The organism is Roseimicrobium sp. ORNL1 (assembly GCF_011044495.1).
Classification (GTDB): Bacteria; Verrucomicrobiota; Verrucomicrobiia; order Verrucomicrobiales; family Verrucomicrobiaceae; genus Roseimicrobium.
Window position 1 is genome coordinate 7555709 of sequence record NZ_CP049143.1, and the last position, 17595, is coordinate 7573303.

General features: G+C 60.8%; 13 protein-coding genes. 7 read left to right on the plus strand and 6 right to left on the minus strand.

The features are described 5' to 3' along the window. Positions 1-87: 87 nt before the first annotated feature. Positions 88-1320, plus strand: a complete 1233-nt coding sequence (locus G5S37_RS30610) for a folylpolyglutamate synthase/dihydrofolate synthase family protein (RefSeq protein WP_165210377.1) — start codon at positions 88-90, stop codon at positions 1318-1320. A 32-nt stretch (positions 1321-1352) separates the two neighbouring features. Here G5S37_RS30610 and G5S37_RS30615 read toward each other — a convergent pair whose 3' ends face one another. The 4 genes from G5S37_RS30615 to rfbB form a co-directional block, all read right to left on the minus strand. Continuing rightward, positions 1353-4160, minus strand: a complete 2808-nt coding sequence (locus tag G5S37_RS30615; protein ID WP_165210380.1) for a hypothetical protein — start codon at positions 4158-4160, stop codon at positions 1353-1355. Between the two features lie 161 nt (positions 4161-4321). After that, positions 4322-5182, minus strand: coding sequence for a hypothetical protein (locus G5S37_RS30620; protein WP_165210383.1), 861 nt, complete (start codon positions 5180-5182; stop codon positions 4322-4324). A gap of 49 nt (positions 5183-5231) precedes the next feature. Further along, entirely contained in the window at positions 5232-6575 is a 1344-nt protein-coding gene (locus G5S37_RS30625; protein ID WP_165210386.1) for a DUF1080 domain-containing protein, read from the minus strand. Between the two features lie 102 nt (positions 6576-6677). Continuing rightward, positions 6678-7763: a dTDP-glucose 4,6-dehydratase gene (rfbB, locus tag G5S37_RS30630; protein ID WP_165210389.1), complete on the minus strand. Its 1086-nt coding sequence runs from the start codon at positions 7761-7763 to the stop codon at positions 6678-6680. 169 nt (positions 7764-7932) lie between these two features. Here rfbB and G5S37_RS30635 point away from each other — a divergent pair, with 169 nt between their 5' ends. From G5S37_RS30635 to G5S37_RS30650, 4 genes are all read left to right on the plus strand, one after another. Then, positions 7933-8805: a DMT family transporter gene (locus G5S37_RS30635; RefSeq protein WP_206026226.1), complete on the plus strand. Its 873-nt coding sequence runs from the start codon at positions 7933-7935 to the stop codon at positions 8803-8805. A gap of 64 nt (positions 8806-8869) precedes the next feature. Continuing rightward, on the plus strand, positions 8870-9547 hold the full coding sequence (locus tag G5S37_RS30640) for a histidine phosphatase family protein (RefSeq protein ID WP_165210392.1): 678 nt from the start codon (positions 8870-8872) through the stop codon (positions 9545-9547). Between the two features lie 47 nt (positions 9548-9594). Next, the gene (gene rpiB, locus G5S37_RS30645; protein WP_165210395.1) at positions 9595-10023 is read left to right on the plus strand and encodes a ribose 5-phosphate isomerase B; all 429 of its coding nucleotides are present in this window, start codon (positions 9595-9597) and stop codon (positions 10021-10023) included. 18 nt (positions 10024-10041) lie between these two features. After that, complete coding sequence (locus tag G5S37_RS30650; RefSeq protein WP_165210398.1) at positions 10042-10728, plus strand: two pore domain potassium channel family protein; 687 nt, start codon at positions 10042-10044, stop codon at positions 10726-10728. A gap of 212 nt (positions 10729-10940) precedes the next feature. Here G5S37_RS30650 and G5S37_RS30655 read toward each other — a convergent pair whose 3' ends face one another. Further along, positions 10941-12035, minus strand: a complete 1095-nt coding sequence (locus G5S37_RS30655; protein WP_165210401.1) for an alpha/beta hydrolase — start codon at positions 12033-12035, stop codon at positions 10941-10943. Between the two features lie 156 nt (positions 12036-12191). Between G5S37_RS30655 and G5S37_RS30660 the strand changes: the two genes are divergently transcribed. After that, positions 12192-14360, plus strand: coding sequence for a hypothetical protein (locus G5S37_RS30660; protein WP_165210404.1), 2169 nt, complete (start codon positions 12192-12194; stop codon positions 14358-14360). Positions 14361-14421: 61 nt separating this feature from the next. After that, positions 14422-15363, plus strand: a complete 942-nt coding sequence (locus G5S37_RS30665) for a GDP-L-fucose synthase (protein WP_165210407.1) — start codon at positions 14422-14424, stop codon at positions 15361-15363. Positions 15364-15618: 255 nt separating this feature from the next. Here G5S37_RS30665 and mnmG read toward each other — a convergent pair whose 3' ends face one another. Then, a complete protein-coding gene (gene mnmG, locus G5S37_RS30670; protein WP_165210410.1) occupies positions 15619-17517 on the minus strand; it encodes a tRNA uridine-5-carboxymethylaminomethyl(34) synthesis enzyme MnmG in 1899 nt (632 codons plus the stop codon). Positions 17518-17595 lie beyond the last annotated feature (78 nt).

A 17595-nucleotide genomic window follows, 5' to 3' on the forward strand; every position in this document is an offset into this window, starting at 1 on the left:
GTTGGCGAGAAGATTTTGCAATAGCGGCACTAAATGCATGACGCACCGCCCCTACGCGCTAGACTCGGGGGCATCGTGGGGGAAACTTTGGCACAGCACGAACGCGTAGTTCTCGACTGGCTGTTCAGCACCCAGATGTTCGGGGTGAAGCTGGGGTTGGAAAACATGTCCAAGCTTCTGGACATCATGGGGCTGTCGCAGCCAGCCCAGAAGTTCATTCACGTGGCCGGTACGAACGGCAAGGGCAGTGTCTGCGCCTTCCTGCACAGCCTGATAAAGGCGGCGGGAGTGAATGCCGGGCTCTTTACCTCGCCGCATCTCGTGCATTTCCGTGAGCGCATCCGGAGCGGTGAACGGGAGATTTCTTCAGCCGAGCTGGTGCGTGGCATCGAGTTGCTGAAGAAAACCTGTGAGGGCATGGACCCGCACCCGACCTTCTTCGAGCTGACTTTCGCCTTGGCACTGGACTGGTTCCGCAAGCGGGAGCTGGAGTGGGCGGTGCTGGAAACCGGATTGGGTGGCCGGCTGGATGCCACGAACGTGGTGACTCCCGCGGTGAGCGTGATCACCAGCATCGGCCTGGATCATCAGGAGCAGTTGGGAAACACCCTGCGGGAGATCGCTTCGGAGAAGTCCGGCATCATCAAGCCGGGGGTGCCGGTGGTCACGGTGAACCAACCGCCGGAGGCCATGCGTGTGATTTCAGAAACGGCGCGCGCCCGGGGTTCTCGGCTCACCATTGTGACGACGCCCCTGCGCGGCTATCGCATTGGATTGTACGGCCAGCACCAGCTCTGGAATGCCTCGCTGGCGGTGGCAGCCTTCAAGGCGGCTGGCTTCCAAGCCTCCGAACCGGTGCTGCGGCATGGCGTGCAGGATGTGGAGTGGCCGGGAAGGTTTCAGCAGTTCGAGCAGGAACGCATCATCGTGGATGGTGCGCACAATCCCGCGGGAGCGGAAACGCTCGTGCGCACGTGGCAGCAGGCTTTCCCCGGAGAGAAGGCGGCGGTGGTCTTCGGCGCAGCCAGCGGCAAGGACGCGCGTGGACTCATCCGTGCGCTGCAACCGATCGCAGAGCACTGGCACTTCACTCATTTCAACAGCCCTCGGGCCGTGCCGGTGGAGAGTCTGCGCACGGAACTGGATGAGCTGTACCGCAGCGGCGTGGCGTGCAACACACACCCCACGGTGGAGTCCGCTCTGGCGGCGGCGCGGGGTCATGGAGGCCGGGTCCTGGTGACCGGATCGCTCTATCTCGTGGGCGAGGTGCTCGCGTTGCTGCGCGGAGAAAAGGATCTCTTCCAGCGCAGCGCGCAGTAGGCAGTGCGCTGTGCCTCCCCGGCGAGTCTGGCCTAGCCTCTCCAGCCGTAGTTGACGATGCGCACAATCTCCACCCAGTGGAGCTTGCCATTGGTGCGCCAGGCCAGTTCCACGATGACGGGCATGTTCTGGTTCCAACCGAGCTGCGCGGCGAGTTTCTTGCTCAGGGCAGTGCTCTTCGGAAGGAACACGTGACCATCGAAGGCATCGTTGGGCTGCTGGACCTGGAAGGAATCCTTGGAGGCGAGATCCGGCACATCCTTTGCGAAGTAGTGCTTGCGGCTCAGCATCACGCGGAAGCTCTGGTTGGGCTCTCCTTGGGTCTCGAGGAACTTGAGGAGTAGATCATCTTTGAACTCCACGAACGTGGCCCAATCCACGAGAGCCTCTCCCTCCTTCGGCTGCTCGACCAGTACCAGCACGTTGTGCTTCAGGTCGCCGCCAGCGAGTTCAAACATGCAATACGGCGGGCCTCCATCTTTCCCGGGATGACGGTCGACAAATTTGATGGTGTTGGGATTGACCGGACCGTCTCCGTATCGCTTGGCATGCTTCTCCATGGCGGGCTTGGTCTCGCCCGGCTTCTGGACATAGGCGGCACGTGCTTCCCACGTAGGGGCTGCGAGGAAATTGCGAAGGGTGGTCAGCGCACCCTGGGCTTCATCCGGCACCTTGCCGAGCAACTCGGAGGTGTTCGCGGGTGGTGGCGCCGCATCAGGAGGGGTCGTCGTGGCCGGTGGAGTGGCACCCGGTGCCGGTGGACTCGTGGTTGGAGTCACGGGGGCATCCGTTGTGGGAGCTGCCGGGGTCGGAGCCGGTGTGGTGGTTGCAGCCGTCATGGCTGGAGCGGGCTCCGGTGGGGCGGGAGGCGGAGTAGCAGGAGAAGGAGCGGGAGGGGCCGCGGTTTCAGCGGTCGCAGGTGCTGGCGCTGGAGTCGGAGCCGGAGTCACTCCCGGTGGTGGAGGAAGCGGCGGTGGAGGGCTCATCGGCTGTGGCTCCGCCTTTGCCTGCGCCTGCTGCTGAGGTTGTTGAGGCTGAGGTTGCGCTTGCTCTTGAGGGGCGGACGGCAACAGAGGTGTGCCGTCGATCGCGGGGAAGGTGGGTTGGATGCGCTTGAGCCAGGGTGGGTCGCCGCTCACCCCGGTAGGCGCGGTGACTGGCGGTGGCTGGGGACCCATGAGTGCCGCCATGGAGGGGTTTATTTCGGTCGCGGCTGCGCCGGCTGAAGGAGCAGGTGGTGGCGGAATGGAAGTAGCGGAGTCCTTGGGGGCTGTGGCACCGCCCACGGTGGGATCCGGCTTCTTGCCTTCTTTTTCTTTGTCCTTCTCGGGTGCAGGCGATGTCGCTGCGGTGGCGGGAGCTGGCTCGGATGCGGGAGTGTGAGCGGGCGTGGCCGTGGGCACATCCGTGCTGCTGTGCCCGGGCAGCGGAATCGCCCTCGGTGGCGTGGAGGGTGTCTTGGGCTCAGTCGCTCCAGACGATTGCGGCGTGGTGGAGGCAAAGTCCTGAGGCGAGGCAATGGAGGGTGAGCCCGCCGGACGCGACAGCTGGCTGTTGGCAGCCGGGTTTTCCTTGGTCGGAGCGGAGCCAGTTGGGTGGTGTTCGACGCCCTCGTTGGCGGCTTCCGGCTTGGCCCGGAAAAAGTAGATGATTCCTGCAGCGTCGACTGCAAAGAAGAGAATGACGCCCAAGATGTACATCTTGCGCTTCAGTTGCCGACGCTCCTTTTTCGGAGACTCAGCTACAGGAAGAAACGGAACGTTGAGGAGTGGACGATGATCGCGGGTGTCAGGCGGGGCGGGCTGGTCTTGCGCAACCTGGTCGCCTGCAAGCACTTCTCCCATTCCGGGCATGGCCGCCTCCTCCGCCGCGCGTGCGTCAGGAAGGGATTCCGGAACCAGCGCGATGGGCGAGGATTGAACGACCGGTGCAGGGGAAAAAGGCGACAGCGCCTGGGGTTCGCTGGATTCGGTCGAAGCAGTGTCTTTGGCCCCGGTGGCTCTGGGGGCATCGGCCTGCACCGGAGCTTCCAGAGCTGCATCCGCCTGTTCTGCAGGAGCTGGAACGGTGGCGGGTGACAGTGAAGGGGCCTCTGCCACGATGGGCGGAGGTGCTGGCGCCGCCGGAGTTTCGGTTTCGAGTTCTCCCCAAGCCAGCTCGGGTGTCGGCGCGACAGGGGGAGCTGGGGGCGAGGGCGCCGCTTCGAGCTGTGGTGGCAGTGGCGGCTCCAGCGGACCGGGAGGCAGCGGAGGAGCCGGGGCAAGTGCTTCCGGAATCGGAGCAGCGTTGGGAGCCTGCGTGGTGGCGCGTCCACGGGGAACCGTCGGAGCGTCCAGAATGCTGCCAAGTATCGAATGCTCGCTTTTGGCAACCGGCGGAGGGGGCGCGACAGCCACGGTGCCCGCAATTTCACCCTCGGTGCGTGCCTTGCGTTTAGGCGAGAAGACGGGGCCGGGATCCGGGATGGCGGGAGGATCCGGAAGCAGGCCTGTCACTGCGGGAGACGGCTGCGGCACATAGGAAACGGGAGTGGCCGGTGCCGGCGGACGAAGGGCATCTGCCAGCTCGGAGGCGCTCCAACCGGGGACCGCAGGCACTTCCGGCTGATGCGGTTGTGGTTGTTCCTGGTGCGCGTGCTGCGGATGCGGCTGCGGTTGGGACTCCTGGGGAATGGGCCCGAGTTTGCTCTTCTTGCGAACGGGTTCCAGGGTGGACTCCTGGGGCGCGGTGATCATGGTCCCGCACTTGGGACACAGGTCAGAGACGCCAGCCATCTCGGGCGGCACAGCGAGTTTGGTGCCGCATTGATGGCAGGCGAACTTGATGAGGCGAGACTTCAAAACAGGTAGGCAAAGAGAAATCCAGCTATTTCAACTATCAGAAAAACTGAAAGAATCAAGCATGGACAAGGGAACCGGCGGGTGAAAATATCGTTTTTGAGAGAATAACCCCAAGAAGAAAGCGTGCAACTCAAGCGAGGGCAGCAGAGGGGAAGAGGGCGTTATTGGCTCGTGAGTTTTTTCAAGAGTGCGGCATCTGGCTGGAGATACCGGTGCTGGCGGGACCTGAGGTTCACCTCTAGAACAAACTGCGTCATGCCCACGTAGAGGGTGCTTTCATCAGGAGAAAGCAGGGCCGAATTCGCGGCGCCACCAAGCCAGAGGTCGCCGTGTATCAAGGGTGTCATGTCGCCCTTTGGAGTCACGGTGAGGATGCCATCAGACAGCACGACATAGAGTGTTCCATCCTTGGTGGATGCAGCCGCTCGAGGCGCCGATGAGAGCTCGGCGAATGTCTCGGCGCGCCAGCTAGAAGCCTTGTGCGCCCGGGAAATGCGGATGATGGAACCACGGTTGGTAACTAAATGGGCAAGTCCTTCCACCGCGAAGATGCCTTTTGTGTTGCTCACAAACGCCTCGACCTGATGATCGGAAACCTTGTAGCTGGTCTTTCCTTCTTTACCATACCAGTACAGGGCGGCTCCGAACTCCCCCTGATTGAAGGCAACGAGCCAGCCATCATCAGTTGGCAGATAAGCCTGGCCTCCGACAAATTTGTAGCTTCGCTGGGCTCCCGGAATCCATTGCGATGCTTTTGGAACAAAGCTGGGTTTTGGTTTGGATGGTGGGGACCCCCAGGCCGTGGGTTCTACGCTCGGCTTGCCGTCATCTGACTGAAGCACCCGCCATTGTTGCGCCGCCCATGGGGCCTTCGAGAAGCGTTCATCTTCACGCACGGGAGCTGGCGTCACTTCTGACCAGAGGGACAAGTCGCTGGGCTCAATGGAGGGGGCATCTTCGGCACGTGCCATTGCTGATAGCAGCAACATTGATGCGATCAGAATTGGTGCGGTGTATTTCATTTCGCTTGGGGGACGACGGGTCGGAGGAGATGAAATCCAACTGTTGCAGCTACAGCTCCTTGATAAAGATGTTCCCGAACTGCATTTCATCCCCGTGATGCTGCAGGCCAATGGGTCCTTTCTCGGGAAGACCGGGGACGGGGGCTTGATCGATCACCAGCTTTTCGTTGAGCTCCACGCTGAGTTTTCCCTTCTGCAAGGTGATCACAAATCGGTTCCAGATGCCGGGTTTGTTATCGGCTTTCTCCTTGGGCACGTAGAGTTTGCGGGTGTCATCTGGTGTGTCCTTTGCCATGCGGAATCCATTCACTTCCCCGGAACCACAGGGGCGGCAGAAGATATTGACCTGCGCCTTCTTTGTCCCACGCAGGAAGATGCCGCTGTCTCCCGCATCCATCACTTCCACCGTTTGTTTGGTGCCATCTGGATTCACTGCTTCCTTGCCGTCGGGAGCGATGACGATGAGTTTCTTCGGCTCGGGCTTGGTGGGCATCCTCCAGTCCACGATGAGCTGGAAATCCTTGTAGGACTTTTCAGTCCAGAGGTCTTTGCCTTTCCCGAGCTTGCCTTCCTTGACGTGGAAGAAGGCACCCTGTGCGCTCCACCATTTGTCGAGGTCATCGGGGGTGGCCCAGCCCTTGAGTGTTTTTCCATCGAACAGTTGCTTGAAACCGCTGAAGTCCCGGATGGTCTGCTCCGCTGTCGCGCCGGTGGAGGGAAGTTCCTTGATCCGAATGTTACGGAAGTGAGCCTCGCTGCCTTCGCTCTCGAGGCAGATGTAGCCTTTGCGCGGCAGGCAGTCCCTGCCGACGGTGACTTCCTTGCCATTCACCGAGAGACGAATCTCACCGTTGTTGCAGACGGCGCGGTAGTGGTTCCACTCGGGTGAAGGTTTCACGCGATCCTCCTTCGGGAAGCTGCGTTTGCCGCCCTTCGCCACGGGATCCACCGCAGTCATGGTGGCGCCCCAGATGGGGAAGATATCGCCGTGCGAGGTGAACCACTCCTTCGCGCCCTTGTTCTTCTCATAACCGAGGTCGAGGATCTGCACTTCGATGCCACGCGAGAAGGGCACCCCGGGAGCGGGAATGCTCTCACCCCAGATGAAGAGACCGGCATTGCCAGCCTCCTTCAAGTGACGCCACTCGAGCTCGATGATGAAGTTCTCATACATGCGCTCGGTGCGCATGACTCCGGTGGGGATGCCGGTGGTCATGATATAGCCGTCCTTCGCTTGGAAGGTATCGGCGGCCACGTTGCAAGGCACCCAGCCGGAGAGGTCCTTGCCGTTGTAGAGCGAGACGAAGCCCTCGGTGTCTGTATCTTGGGCAGACAGGGACGACGTGGTGAAGGCAGCAGCCAGCAGGGTGGCGAAGAACAGGCGCGAGATCATGATATGACGCGATGAGATGGTGTAGTACACACCACTACCGGTCACTCTGTCATCCGGGAATGTAGAAGGCTTCTCCAGAAGCCTTTCATTGCAGGTGTGGCGTTAGCCCTGGCCGAGCCGCTGGAGCTGATACTTGCGCTCGATCTCGTTAATCCACTCAGAGTTGTCGAGATACCAGCGGACCGTTTTGCGCATGCCGCTGTCGAACGTCTCCCGCGGCTCCCAGCCGAGTTCACGGCCGATCTTGCTGCAATCAATGGCGTAGCGGCGATCGTGACCGGGACGATCCTTCACAAACGTGATGAGTTCCTTCGGGTCGCGCTTGAGGTCGGGGCGCTCGGCGTTCACTGCGGCGATGATGGCGTGCACGACGTCGATGTTCTTCATCTCACACTTGCCGCCGATGTTGTAGGTCTCACCGATTTCGCCCTTGAGCAGGGCTAGCGTGAGGCCACGGCAATGGTCTTCCACATAGAGCCAGTCGCGCACGTTGGTGCCGTCGCCGTACACGGGGAGTTTTTCTCCACGAAGTACTTTCTGGATCATGAGCGGCATGAGCTTCTCAGGGAACTGGAAGGGGCCGTAGTTGTTCGAGCAGTTCGTGGTGACCAGCGGCATCTTGTACGTGTGTACATAGGCGCGCGCGAGGTGGTCGCTGCCGGCCTTGCTGGCGGAGTAGGGACTGTTCGGCGCGTAGGGCGTGGTCTCGCTGAAGGCGGGATCCGTCGGGCTCAGGGAGCCGAACACTTCGTCGGTGCTGACATGGAGGAAGCGGAAGTCATCCTTGCCCTCCTTCTGACGCTCGCGGTGATGCTGCAGAGCGGTATGAAGCAGGCGGAAGGTGCCCACGAAATTGGTGAAGATGAACTCTTCCGGGGAATCGATGGAGCGGTCCACATGCGACTCGGCGGCGAGGTGCATGACGGCATTGATGTCATGTTCCTTGAGCAGCTTCGCGAAGAGTTCGGCGTCCTGGATGTCTCCCTCCACGAACACATGGCGTGCATCACCCTCGAGCTTGGCGAGGCTGCTGCGGTTGCCCGCGTAGGTGAGTTTGTCCAGATTCACCACCTTGCTGACGGTGACACCATGATCCGCGCCGGCTTCGCCGAGGAGGTAATGAACGAGGTTCGAGCCGATGAAGCCCGCGCCGCCGGTGACGAGAATGCGCCTGTCTGCTGCTGCCATAAGAGGTGAGTGAGGGGGCGGAGCCTAGCAAGACCGGGGTCAGGGGCAAGTGGGGATTGGCCGGAGCCGGTTTCATGTCCCTGGAGGCTCCCATCGGGAGGGTACCTGCCTGCTTGCTGGGCGGAGACTCCCCTCTAATATAGGAGGCCCCTCCCCCACCCCACGGCTCGTGCCCTCCCCTGTCCTGAAAAAACTGCAGCCGTACTTCCCTGCGCTCTTCGTGCTGCTGTGGAGCTCGGGGTTCATTGGGAGCAAGCTGGGCCTGGGCTATGCAGAGCCCTTCACCTTCCTGTTCATCCGGCTGCTGGCGCTCGGTGTTCTGCTGACGCTGGTTGCGTGGCTCACCCGGGCCCCCTGGCCGCGGTCCGGTCGTGAAGTGATGCACCTGGTGGTTTCCGGCCTGCTGGTCCATGGGGTGTATCTCGGCGGGGTGCTGGGGGCCGTGGCCCACGGGCTCGGGGCGGGCCTGGTAGCCCTCATCGTGGGTCTGCAACCGCTGGTCACCGCAGTCATTACCACCCTGTGGATGAGGGAGTCGCTGATTCCCCGGCAATGGATTGGGCTGGTGCTGGGGCTGGCTGGCGTGGCACTCGTCGTGTCCCAAAAGCTGACGGGTCATCCGGACATCCCTGCGTTGGGTATGGTGACGACTGCCCTCTTCGGCATCACCTTGGGTGCGCTGTACCAGAAGCGCTTCTGCAGCCGCATGGACCTCCGGACCGGCACCGCCGTGCAAGGATTTGCCTCCGCAGCACTGATGCTGGTGCTCGCTCTTTCCTTTGAGACCATGGTGGTCCGGTGGACAGCCCCACTCATCTTCGCCCTGCTCTGGCTGATTCTGGTGCTCTCCATGGGGGCCTTTTTCCTGCTCTCCATTCTGCTGCGGCAGGGGCAATCGCTTCAGGTGACACGTCTCTTTTATCTGACGCCACCCGTCACGGCGGTGATGGCTTGGGCGGCATTTGGAGAAGGGCTGCCTCCCACGGTGGTGGCGGGCTTCCTGGTGGCGGCACTTGGGGTATGGATGGCGCGCCAGGCCTGATCGATCAGGCACTTTTTCTTTGCTGGGACCGGAGTGATCTCTGCTATCTGGTAGTCCCATGGCCATGACACGCATCTTCCTCATTCGCCACGGCGCCACGACCCTGACCGCGGAGGATCGCTTCGCCGGTTCCACGGATGTGCCGCTTTCTGATGAAGGGCGTGAGCAGGCACGCCGGCTGGCACAGCGCCTGGCCGATCTCCCGGTGAAAGCAGTCTATGCCTCACCGCTGGGTCGCACTATGGAGACCGCGCGTATTCTCGCAGCACCACACACCTGCGAAGTCCGGCCCCGGGAGGGGTTGAAGGAAATCGCCCATGGCCACTGGGAACAGCTCACCCGCCACGAGGTGGAGGCGCAGTACCCAGAAGAAGCAGCCGCGTGGGAGGAGGACCCTTATACCTATGCACCGCCGGGAGGCGAGAGTGGTCTGGCCGTGACGGCACGGGCCCTGCCGGCGCTGATTGAAATCGTGCGCCAACACGAGGGAGAGCCGGTGATCGTGGTTTCCCACAAGGCAACCATCCGTCTGCTGCTCAGCTCGCTCTTGGGCTTCGACCCACGACGGTACCGGGACAATCTCGATCAGAATCCCGCAGCGCTGAACATCGTGGATTTCAGAGATCCGGTGCGTGCGCGGCTCATGCTCTTCAACGACACCTCTCACTATTCGGAGGAAGGTCTCGCTGTACCCAAGGAGCCGGAGAAGAATCTTTCCCGCTGGTGGTCGGGAAATAAATAAGTGTCTCCTTCAGTGGATGGTTTGGCCAATGGTGTATCATGCGCTCCATGAAGATTGCCATTGGTTCTGATCACGCCGGCTTTCACTACAAGCAGGCCATCATTGAGCATCTGAAGAAGGCCGGGCATGAGGTCGCGGATTTCGGCACAGACTCGGACGCGGCGGTGGACTATCCCAAGTACATCCGTCCTGTGGCAGAAGCGGTGGCCGCAGGGCAAGCGGAGCGCGGCATCGTGCTCGGGGGCTCGGGCAACGGTGAGGCCATCACGGCAAACCGGGTGCGAGGCATCCGCTGCGGCTTGTGCTGGAATCTGGAGTCCGCTCGTCTCACGCGTCAGCATAATGATGCGAATGTGCTGTCCCTCGGCGAGCGCATGATGGATGAGGCGACCGCGCTGGCGATCGTGGATATCTTCCTGAGCACGCCATTCGAAGGCGGCAGGCATCTGGCGCGCATCCAGCAGATTGACGCTTAACAACACCCCTGTTCGTCCATGGGCTTCAGCTTGAGCAAACGTAAACTGATTGTCACCGTGCGGCGGCAGCCCTCGAGTCTGCTGCTGGCGGCGCAATTGCTGGCTGTTTTAATCTATCCTGTCCTGGCGGAGTCAGACACCGGCAAGGTGGCCTATGTGCTGTTCTGTAACATGGTGCTGGCCCTGGCTCTCTGGGTGGTGAATCGCAATCCGTTCGTCAATTGGATCGGCTGGGTGCTCGCGGTTCCTGCGGTGATTTGTTCCGTGGTCGGGCATCTTGGGAAGCACCCCACCTTTTTGACCGTCGGTTATTTTTTGGAAGCACTGCTCTATTTTTATGCCGCTGTAGGTTTGATCTTCTACATGCTGGATGACCAGAGCATCACCCTCGATGAACTCGTGGCTGCAGGTGCCACCTTCACGTTGTTTGCGTGGTCGTTTGCGTTCGCGTTCCTGGTCTGCCAGGCCTGGGTGCCGGGCAGCTTCACCGCTGCTCAAAACACCGAGGATCCACGGAGCTGGCTGGAACTTCTCTTCCTGAGCTTTGCCACTCTTTCCGGGGTGGGACTCAGTGATATCATTCCTGTCCGCCCCTTCGCGAGGTCCCTGGTGATGCTCGAGATGTTCTGCGGCGTGATGTACCTCGCGGTGGTGGTGTCCCGGTTGATTGCGCTGGCGACCCTCCGCGCCAAAGAGGGGAAGTGAGGACGCGGTGTATCAGGGGTAATCACCAACTGAGGAATGGCCGCAAAAGAACGCAAAGAACACAAAAGGGAAAACACTTTGCGAAGCGTGCAGGCAGATCAACAACAGGGGTCTAGCGTTGGAATGACCGAGAGAGCAACGGTCTCCCCTTCCCGAAAACCTTTGTGTTCTTTGCGTTCTTTTGCGGCCATTCCTTTCAGTAGGCCTTTTGCTCACTCCGCCTTCAGCTTCCCAATCAACCATTCCATCATCGCCTGATGAGCCGGAGGTGACTTCTTGTCATCGGTGTGTCGATAGATGTTCTCGATGCCCAGTGCATCCATGCGTTCCTTGAGCTTGTGGCCGAAGATGGGGTGATGGATGGCGAAGCCGGGCTTGGCATCCGAAGGGACGGGTTCATCCGCCTCGTTGTAGACCATGAAGAGCGGTGGATCGTCCTTGGAAAGATGGGTCATGGCTGCGGCATCTTCCGCAAGCTTGCGCACTTCGGGTTTGCTGAAGTCTTCAAAAGTCTTCACACCATAGAAGGAGATGAGCGCGGGATGCTGGGCGGGCGGCATGCCGATCCATTCCTTGATGACCAGCGGGTCGTAAGTCCCCTGCCCTCCCAGGGTAGCGACGCAACGTAGCCGTGACGATTCACGCTCGATGGGATCACTGCTGTCTGGCTTCGCGAGGTCCTCGTGGAAACCGACCCACATGGAGATGCCCGCACCGGCGGAACCACCGAAGGCCGCGATACGTTTCGGATCGATGTTCCACTCCTTTGCTTTGCTGCGGAGAAACTGAATCGCCCGCGCGCCGTCGAGCATGGGCGCGGGATAGATGGCCTGGGTGGTGTAGCGATAGTTGATGCTGGCAAAGGAGACGCCGTTCGCAAGGCACTGGAGGACGGCCTGCGATGATACGCCTTCCTTGCTCCCCGCGATGAAGCCGCCACCATGGATGAAGACCAGCACTGGCGCCGGCTCCTTGGTATCTGCCTTCCAGAAGTCCAGAACGTTGCGCTCGTGTGGACCGTACTTCGCATTCGCCTCGGTAGGTTTAGGCGTGAGCGCCGTGGGTGGCGCACCGCGCTTCTTCAGTTCCTGCTGCAGCGCGGCCCATTCCAGCCCATTGATTTTGCCATCCTTGTCCTTGTCGGATTCCGGGTAACGCTCAAGCACCACCTTCTGGAGGAGCTCTATCATCTTGGCATTGGCGTCGGGCGGAATGGCCGGAGCGGTTTGCTGGCCAGGCATCATGGGTGTGAGGGACAGGGAGGCGCCGGTGATGATGGCCAGGGAAAGGAGCGCTTTCGTTTTCATGCGGACGGGCTAGGAAGGTGCAGGGGAAGCTCGTGTAACGCACCGGACGTGCACGGTCTGTCTTCCCTCTCTCAGTGAGTAAGGGTGGTGACACAGCCGTTTCTTGTGCTGCCGGGAAAAACCTGTTGTGCTGGGTGCGTTCAACCAGCTCTCTCCATGAACACCAGAGCCCTTTGTGTTTGTTTCATGGCGTTGGCGTGTGGCCTGTCTGCTCCCACGCTGCGCGCCCAGGATTCAAAGAAAGCACCCCAGCGGTTTGTTACGGTCGACACGCTGACCAGGCCGCGGTGGATCCGTGATGAAGGGGATCTCTGTCACCTCACGTGGATCTCAGGTGAGAAGGAGTTCGGGCATGTGAAGTTTCGCAAGGATGGCGGCACGCCCTTCATCGACTCAATTAGTTTTTCCAGCAGTCGTGAAGACACGGGTACCCCCATAGCGCGCGAGCTCGAGCCTGTGTTCCATCTGAGTGTGGGTACACGACAGGCTCCCATTGGACGGCCTCCGGATATGTCGGTGTGGAACGTGTTTTTCGACAAGGTGCACACCCGCCCTTTTGAAACGCACATCTCGAGGCGGGATCCAAACCAACCCACGTGCGATGAGCTGGGGGATATCCCCGTGGTGCGTGTGCCTGGATTGAGCCTCGGGCCGTTTCAAGGCGAACTGGTCGTGAGCTGCTATCCCGGCAGCAGATTGATCCGCATCGAAGCGGTGGTGTCCACGGAGGTGGATCGCCGCGCCATCATCTATGATGCCGGTTTGGTTTCAAAGGCATCTTCGTGGGAGAGACTCGCATGGGCGGATACGGAGGGGAAACTCCAGAGCGTCTCACCCCATGATGATACACCCGACACCCCACTCGCAGTGCGCCACCGTACTGTTATCGCGGAAAGCCCCCAAGGTTCACTGGCCTGCTTCCCTCCTCCTCACCAGTTTTTCTTCCCGCGCGATTCGACCGATAACCTGAAGTACATCTGGTATGGCAAAGGACATGGCGACACGGCGGTGCCCTTTGGGTTTGGCGTGCGTCAGTCGCCCAGTGGTGGCGGTGCTTTTGTGCCGTGGTTCAATGCCCCTCCGGGAACCAAGCAGCGACTCGCCTTTTTTCTGCTGCCTTCGTCAGGCAAGGCGGAGGATGCCATGAAGGAGGTACTGCGCTACACGCGGAATGATCGCTTCACGCCGCTGCCAGGGCACACCACCTACACCAGCCATTATCACCTCGCCCACACAGTGGACGCCATGAAGTGGAAGGAGGAGAAGGTGAATCCGCTTCCTGTGCCAGATTTTGTAAACGTCTTCAAGGACATGGGCGTGCAGGCCGTGCATCTCGCGGAGTTTCACGGGGATGGCCACCAGCAGGATCCTGGGCCACTCCGATTCCCTGAGATGCAGGCCATGTTCGACGAGTGCCGGCGGCTCTCCGATGACAAGCTGCTGCTTATCCCAGGTGAGGAGGTCAGTGGTTTTCTCGGGATCAAAGAGGAAGGCAAACACCCTGGCCACTGGATGCTGATGTTCCCCAAGCCGGTGATCTGGACGCAGCGTCGCGGGCCTGATCAGCCCTTCGAAGATCACGTGGAACCGTTTGGGAAGGTATATCGTGTGGCGGGACGGGAGGACATGTTTGAGCTGCTCAAGCGGGAGAAGGGCCTGGGCTGGACCGCGCATCCCCGCATCAAGGCCTCAAGCTGGACGCCGGATATCTATCGCAACGAGGATTTCTATCTCTCGGATCACTGGCTCGGTGGAGCGTGGAAGGCCATGCCCGCTGACCTCTCACGGGAACGGCTGGGCGAACGCTGTCTCAATCTCCTGGATGACATGGCGAACTGGGGCCAGCGCAAGTATCTCCCGGGCGAGGTGGATGTCTTCAAGATCAATCACACGCATGAGCTCTTCGGGCACATGAACATCAATTACCTCCGCCTCGCCAAGCTTCCCCGATATGAGGATGGCTGGCAGCCGATCATGGAGGCGCTGAAGAAGGGTGCCTTCTTCACGACCACGGGTGAGATTCTGCTGAAGGAGTTCACCGTGGGTGGCAGCCAGAGCGGCGAGGTGTGTGTGGTGAAGGACAAGGCGAGTACGGAGGTGGAGGTGGCCGTGGAGGGGACATTTCCCCTGGCCTTTGCAGAGCTGATTTCCGGTGATGGCAACAAGGTCTATCGTGATCGCATGGACCTGCTTCCCCTTTGCAAGCCGTTCGCTGAAGGGAAGGTGGGCTGGTCGCCGAAACTCAAGGGTCGCAAATGGGCCCGCGTGGAAGTGTGGGACGTCGCGGGGAACGGGGCCTACTCGCAGCCAGTTTGGCTGGAATGAGTGTCGATGATTGACGGGAGGGCGAGACGCTTCATTAGTGCCGTCCCCCTCCCCGCTCCCCATGAGTCTCGATCCTGCTAGTTCTGTTTTTGTCGCCGGCCACCGTGGCATGGTAGGCAGTGCCTTGGTAAGAGCCTTTCAGGCCCGCGGTCAGAGCAAGATTCTCACGGCAGGCCGGAATGAACTTGATCTCAGCAATCAAGCAGCAGTTGAGGCTTGGTTTGCGTCGCAAAAGCCTGAGGTTGTGGTAGTTGCAGCGGCGAAGGTGGGTGGTATCCACGCGAACTTCACTTATCCGGCCGAGTTCCTGTATGACAACCTCATGATCGCGGCGAACTGCATCCAGGCAGCGTATCGCACCGGCGTGAAGCGGTTGCTGTTTCTGGGCAGTTCCTGCATCTATCCCCGCGAGGCTCCCCAGCCGATGCGTGAAGAGGCCTTGCTTACCAGTGAACTGGAAAAAACCAATGAGGCGTATGCCATCGCCAAGATCGCGGGCCTGAAACTATGCCAGTACTACCGCAAGCAGTACGGCGTGCTTTTCCACTCCGCGATGCCGACCAACCTGTACGGCCCCGGCGATAACTACCACCCGGAAAACTCGCATGTGATTCCCGGTCTGATTCGCCGCTTTCATGAGGCGAAGGTCAACGATGCCAGCGATGTCACTGTCTGGGGCACCGGTTCACCGCGTCGCGAATTTTTGCACGCCGACGACCTTGCAGAAGGGTGCGTGCATCTCTTGGGCGTGGAGAATCCGCCCGACTGGATCAACCTCGGTTATGGCGACGATGTGTCCATCCGTGAACTTGCCGAGTTGGTGAAGGAGGTGGTGGGCTTCCAAGGTGAGTTGAAATTTGATTCCTCCAAGCCCGACGGCACACCGAGGAAGCTGATGGAGAACAGCAAGATGAAGGCGTTGGGCTGGCAGGCGAAGACGGCGCTGCGTGATGGCTTGGGTGGTGCTTACCGGGATTTCTGTGACAATCCCAAGTGGCACTGAGGTGTTGTTCTTTCGGAGCGCGTGGCGTGGCGTGATTCCAAGGTGAAGCGTGGGATTTGCAAAGGAGCGCGGACACTCTTGTCCGCTATCCCTGATCCCCAACCTTCTTTCATTTGGCAGGCAAGGCCAGCCTCCAGGAGCTGCTCCAAGAACGCTACCAGCCGCATCCGCATGATGGGGGTCGCCGCATAGCAGAACAGCGGACAAGAGTGTCCGCGCTCCTTTGACCGCTCGACGCTACGGGGGGTCGCAGACCTACTCCCCCGCTGGTGCCAGCTCTTCCCTTCCGGCTCCCGCCCGCTTCACCCACACCTGCACCACGGCAAGGTCGGATGGAGTCACGCCCTGGATGCGCGCCGCTTGACCAAAGGTCGCCGGACGAAGCTGGGCCAGCTTGAGCTGGGCCTCACGCTTTAGGCTCTTGATGGCGGTGTAGTCCACCCAGTCGGGGATCGCCTTGTCCTCCATGCGTGCCGCCTTTTCCACCTGCTCGTGCTGACGGGCGATGTATCCAGCGTACTTGATGTCATTCTCGGCGAGGCACCAGAGTTCATCGGTGAACTTGGCGCGAATCTCTTCCGGCAGGGCGGACCAGGTATTTTCCGGTCGGCGCACCCACTGTTCGAGTCGCGTGCTCTGATAGGTGGTGGTAGCCAGCAGGGTCCGCAGCTCGGCGAGGCGGGCGGCCTTCTCGGTGGTATGCTGGGCACGGAAGGCATCGACCATGCCAAACTCAATCCCCTTGGGCGTGAGACGCAGGTCGCAATTATCCTGGCGGAGCAGGAGACGGTATTCGGCCCGGCTGGTGAACATGCGGTAGGGCTCGGTGGTTCCCTTGGTCACGAGGTCGTCGACCATGACGCCGAGGTAGGCCTCGGAGCGCTTCAGAACGAAGGCGGGTTTGCCACCGACCTTGAGGGCGGCGTTGGTCCCGGCGAGCAGTCCTTGACCGGCGGCTTCTTCGTAGCCTGAGGTGCCGTTGATCTGGCCGGCGAAATAAAGGCCCCCCACCCGCTTCGTTTCGAGGGTTGGATGGAGCTGGGTCGGTGGGCAGTAGTCGTACTCCACCGCGTAGCCGGGGCGGATGATTTCGGCATTCTCCAACCCGGTGATGCTGCGGATGAAGGCAAGCTGCACTTCGAACGGCAGGCTGGTGGAGACGCCGTTCACATAATACTCGTGGGTGTGGCGACCTTCGGGTTCGAGGAAGATCTGGTGGCGCTCCTTCTCCGCGAAGCGCACCACCTTGTCTTCGATGGACGGGCAGTAGCGGGGGCCCACGCCTTCGATGATGCCGCAGTACATCGGCGACTTGTCGAGGTTCGCCCGGATGATGTCGTGGGTGGTCGGGTTCGTGTACGTGATCCAGCAAGGGGTCTGTTCCACGTGGAACGTCTCCCGCTGCCAGCGGTTCAGGGTGAAAAGCTGGGCGTCGTCAGGCAACACACCGCTCAGGTAGCTGAAGCGCGGAGGCGGCTCATCGCCCGGCTGGCGCTCGCACTTGCTCAGGTCGATGCTACGTCCGTTGATGCGGCAGGGGGTACCGGTCTTGAAACGACGGACCTCGAAGCCGAGGTGCTTGAGGCTGTCGCTCAGGGTTGAGATGGTGTCTCCCATGCGGCCACCTGCCTGGTTCTGCAGACCTACATGCAGGAGCCCCCGCATGAAGGTGCCGGAGCTGATCACGATCGACTTCGCCCTATATATAATACCAAGGCTGGTGCGCACGCCTACCACTTGGTCCCCTTCCACCAGAATCTCGGCAGCATTGCCTTGGTGGAGGTCGAGGTTGGGCTGGTTCTCCACCAGCCACTTCATGCGGAACTGGTAGGCCTTCTTGTCGCACTGGGCACGAGGAGCCTGCACACTGGGGCCCTTGGCCACATTAAGCATGCGGAACTGGATGCCGGTGGCGTCCGTATTGAGGCCCATGATCCCCCCGAGCGCGTCGATTTCCCGGACCATGTGGCCTTTCGCCAGGCCTCCGATGGCAGGGTTGCAGGACATCTGGGTGATGGTGTCCAGATTCTGCGTGAGGATAGCCGTCTGTGCTCCGATGCGGGACGCCGCCATGGCGGCCTCCACCCCAGCATGCCCTGCCCCACAGACAATCACGTCATAGGTCTTCGGGTAGGTGTAGAGGGAGTTAGACATGGAGGATGGAGCGGTCGAGAAGATAGCACAGGGGGTAAAAGCCTGCCAAATGTTCCACGTGGAACACTTTTGGACCCC

Bases quoted from the DNA above. Each gene is read 5' to 3' on its own strand.
- G5S37_RS30620 (WP_165210383.1), bottom strand. From the start codon at position 5,182: ATGAAATACACCGCACCAATTCTGATCGCATCAATGTTGCTGCTATCA.
- G5S37_RS30625 (WP_165210386.1), bottom strand. From the start codon at position 6,575: ATGATCTCGCGCCTGTTCTTCGCCACCCTGCTGGCTGCTGCCTTCACC.
- rfbB (WP_165210389.1), bottom strand. From the start codon at position 7,763: ATGGCAGCAGCAGACAGGCGCATTCTCGTCACCGGCGGCGCGGGCTTC.
- G5S37_RS30640 (WP_165210392.1), top strand. From the start codon at position 8,870: ATGACACGCATCTTCCTCATTCGCCACGGCGCCACGACCCTGACCGCG.
- rpiB (WP_165210395.1), top strand. From the start codon at position 9,595: ATGAAGATTGCCATTGGTTCTGATCACGCCGGCTTTCACTACAAGCAG.
- G5S37_RS30650 (WP_165210398.1), top strand. From the start codon at position 10,042: ATGGGCTTCAGCTTGAGCAAACGTAAACTGATTGTCACCGTGCGGCGG.
- G5S37_RS30655 (WP_165210401.1), bottom strand. From the start codon at position 12,035: ATGAAAACGAAAGCGCTCCTTTCCCTGGCCATCATCACCGGCGCCTCC.
- G5S37_RS30660 (WP_165210404.1), top strand. From the start codon at position 12,192: ATGAACACCAGAGCCCTTTGTGTTTGTTTCATGGCGTTGGCGTGTGGC.
- G5S37_RS30665 (WP_165210407.1), top strand. From the start codon at position 14,422: ATGAGTCTCGATCCTGCTAGTTCTGTTTTTGTCGCCGGCCACCGTGGC.
- mnmG (WP_165210410.1), bottom strand. From the start codon at position 17,517: ATGTCTAACTCCCTCTACACCTACCCGAAGACCTATGACGTGATTGTC.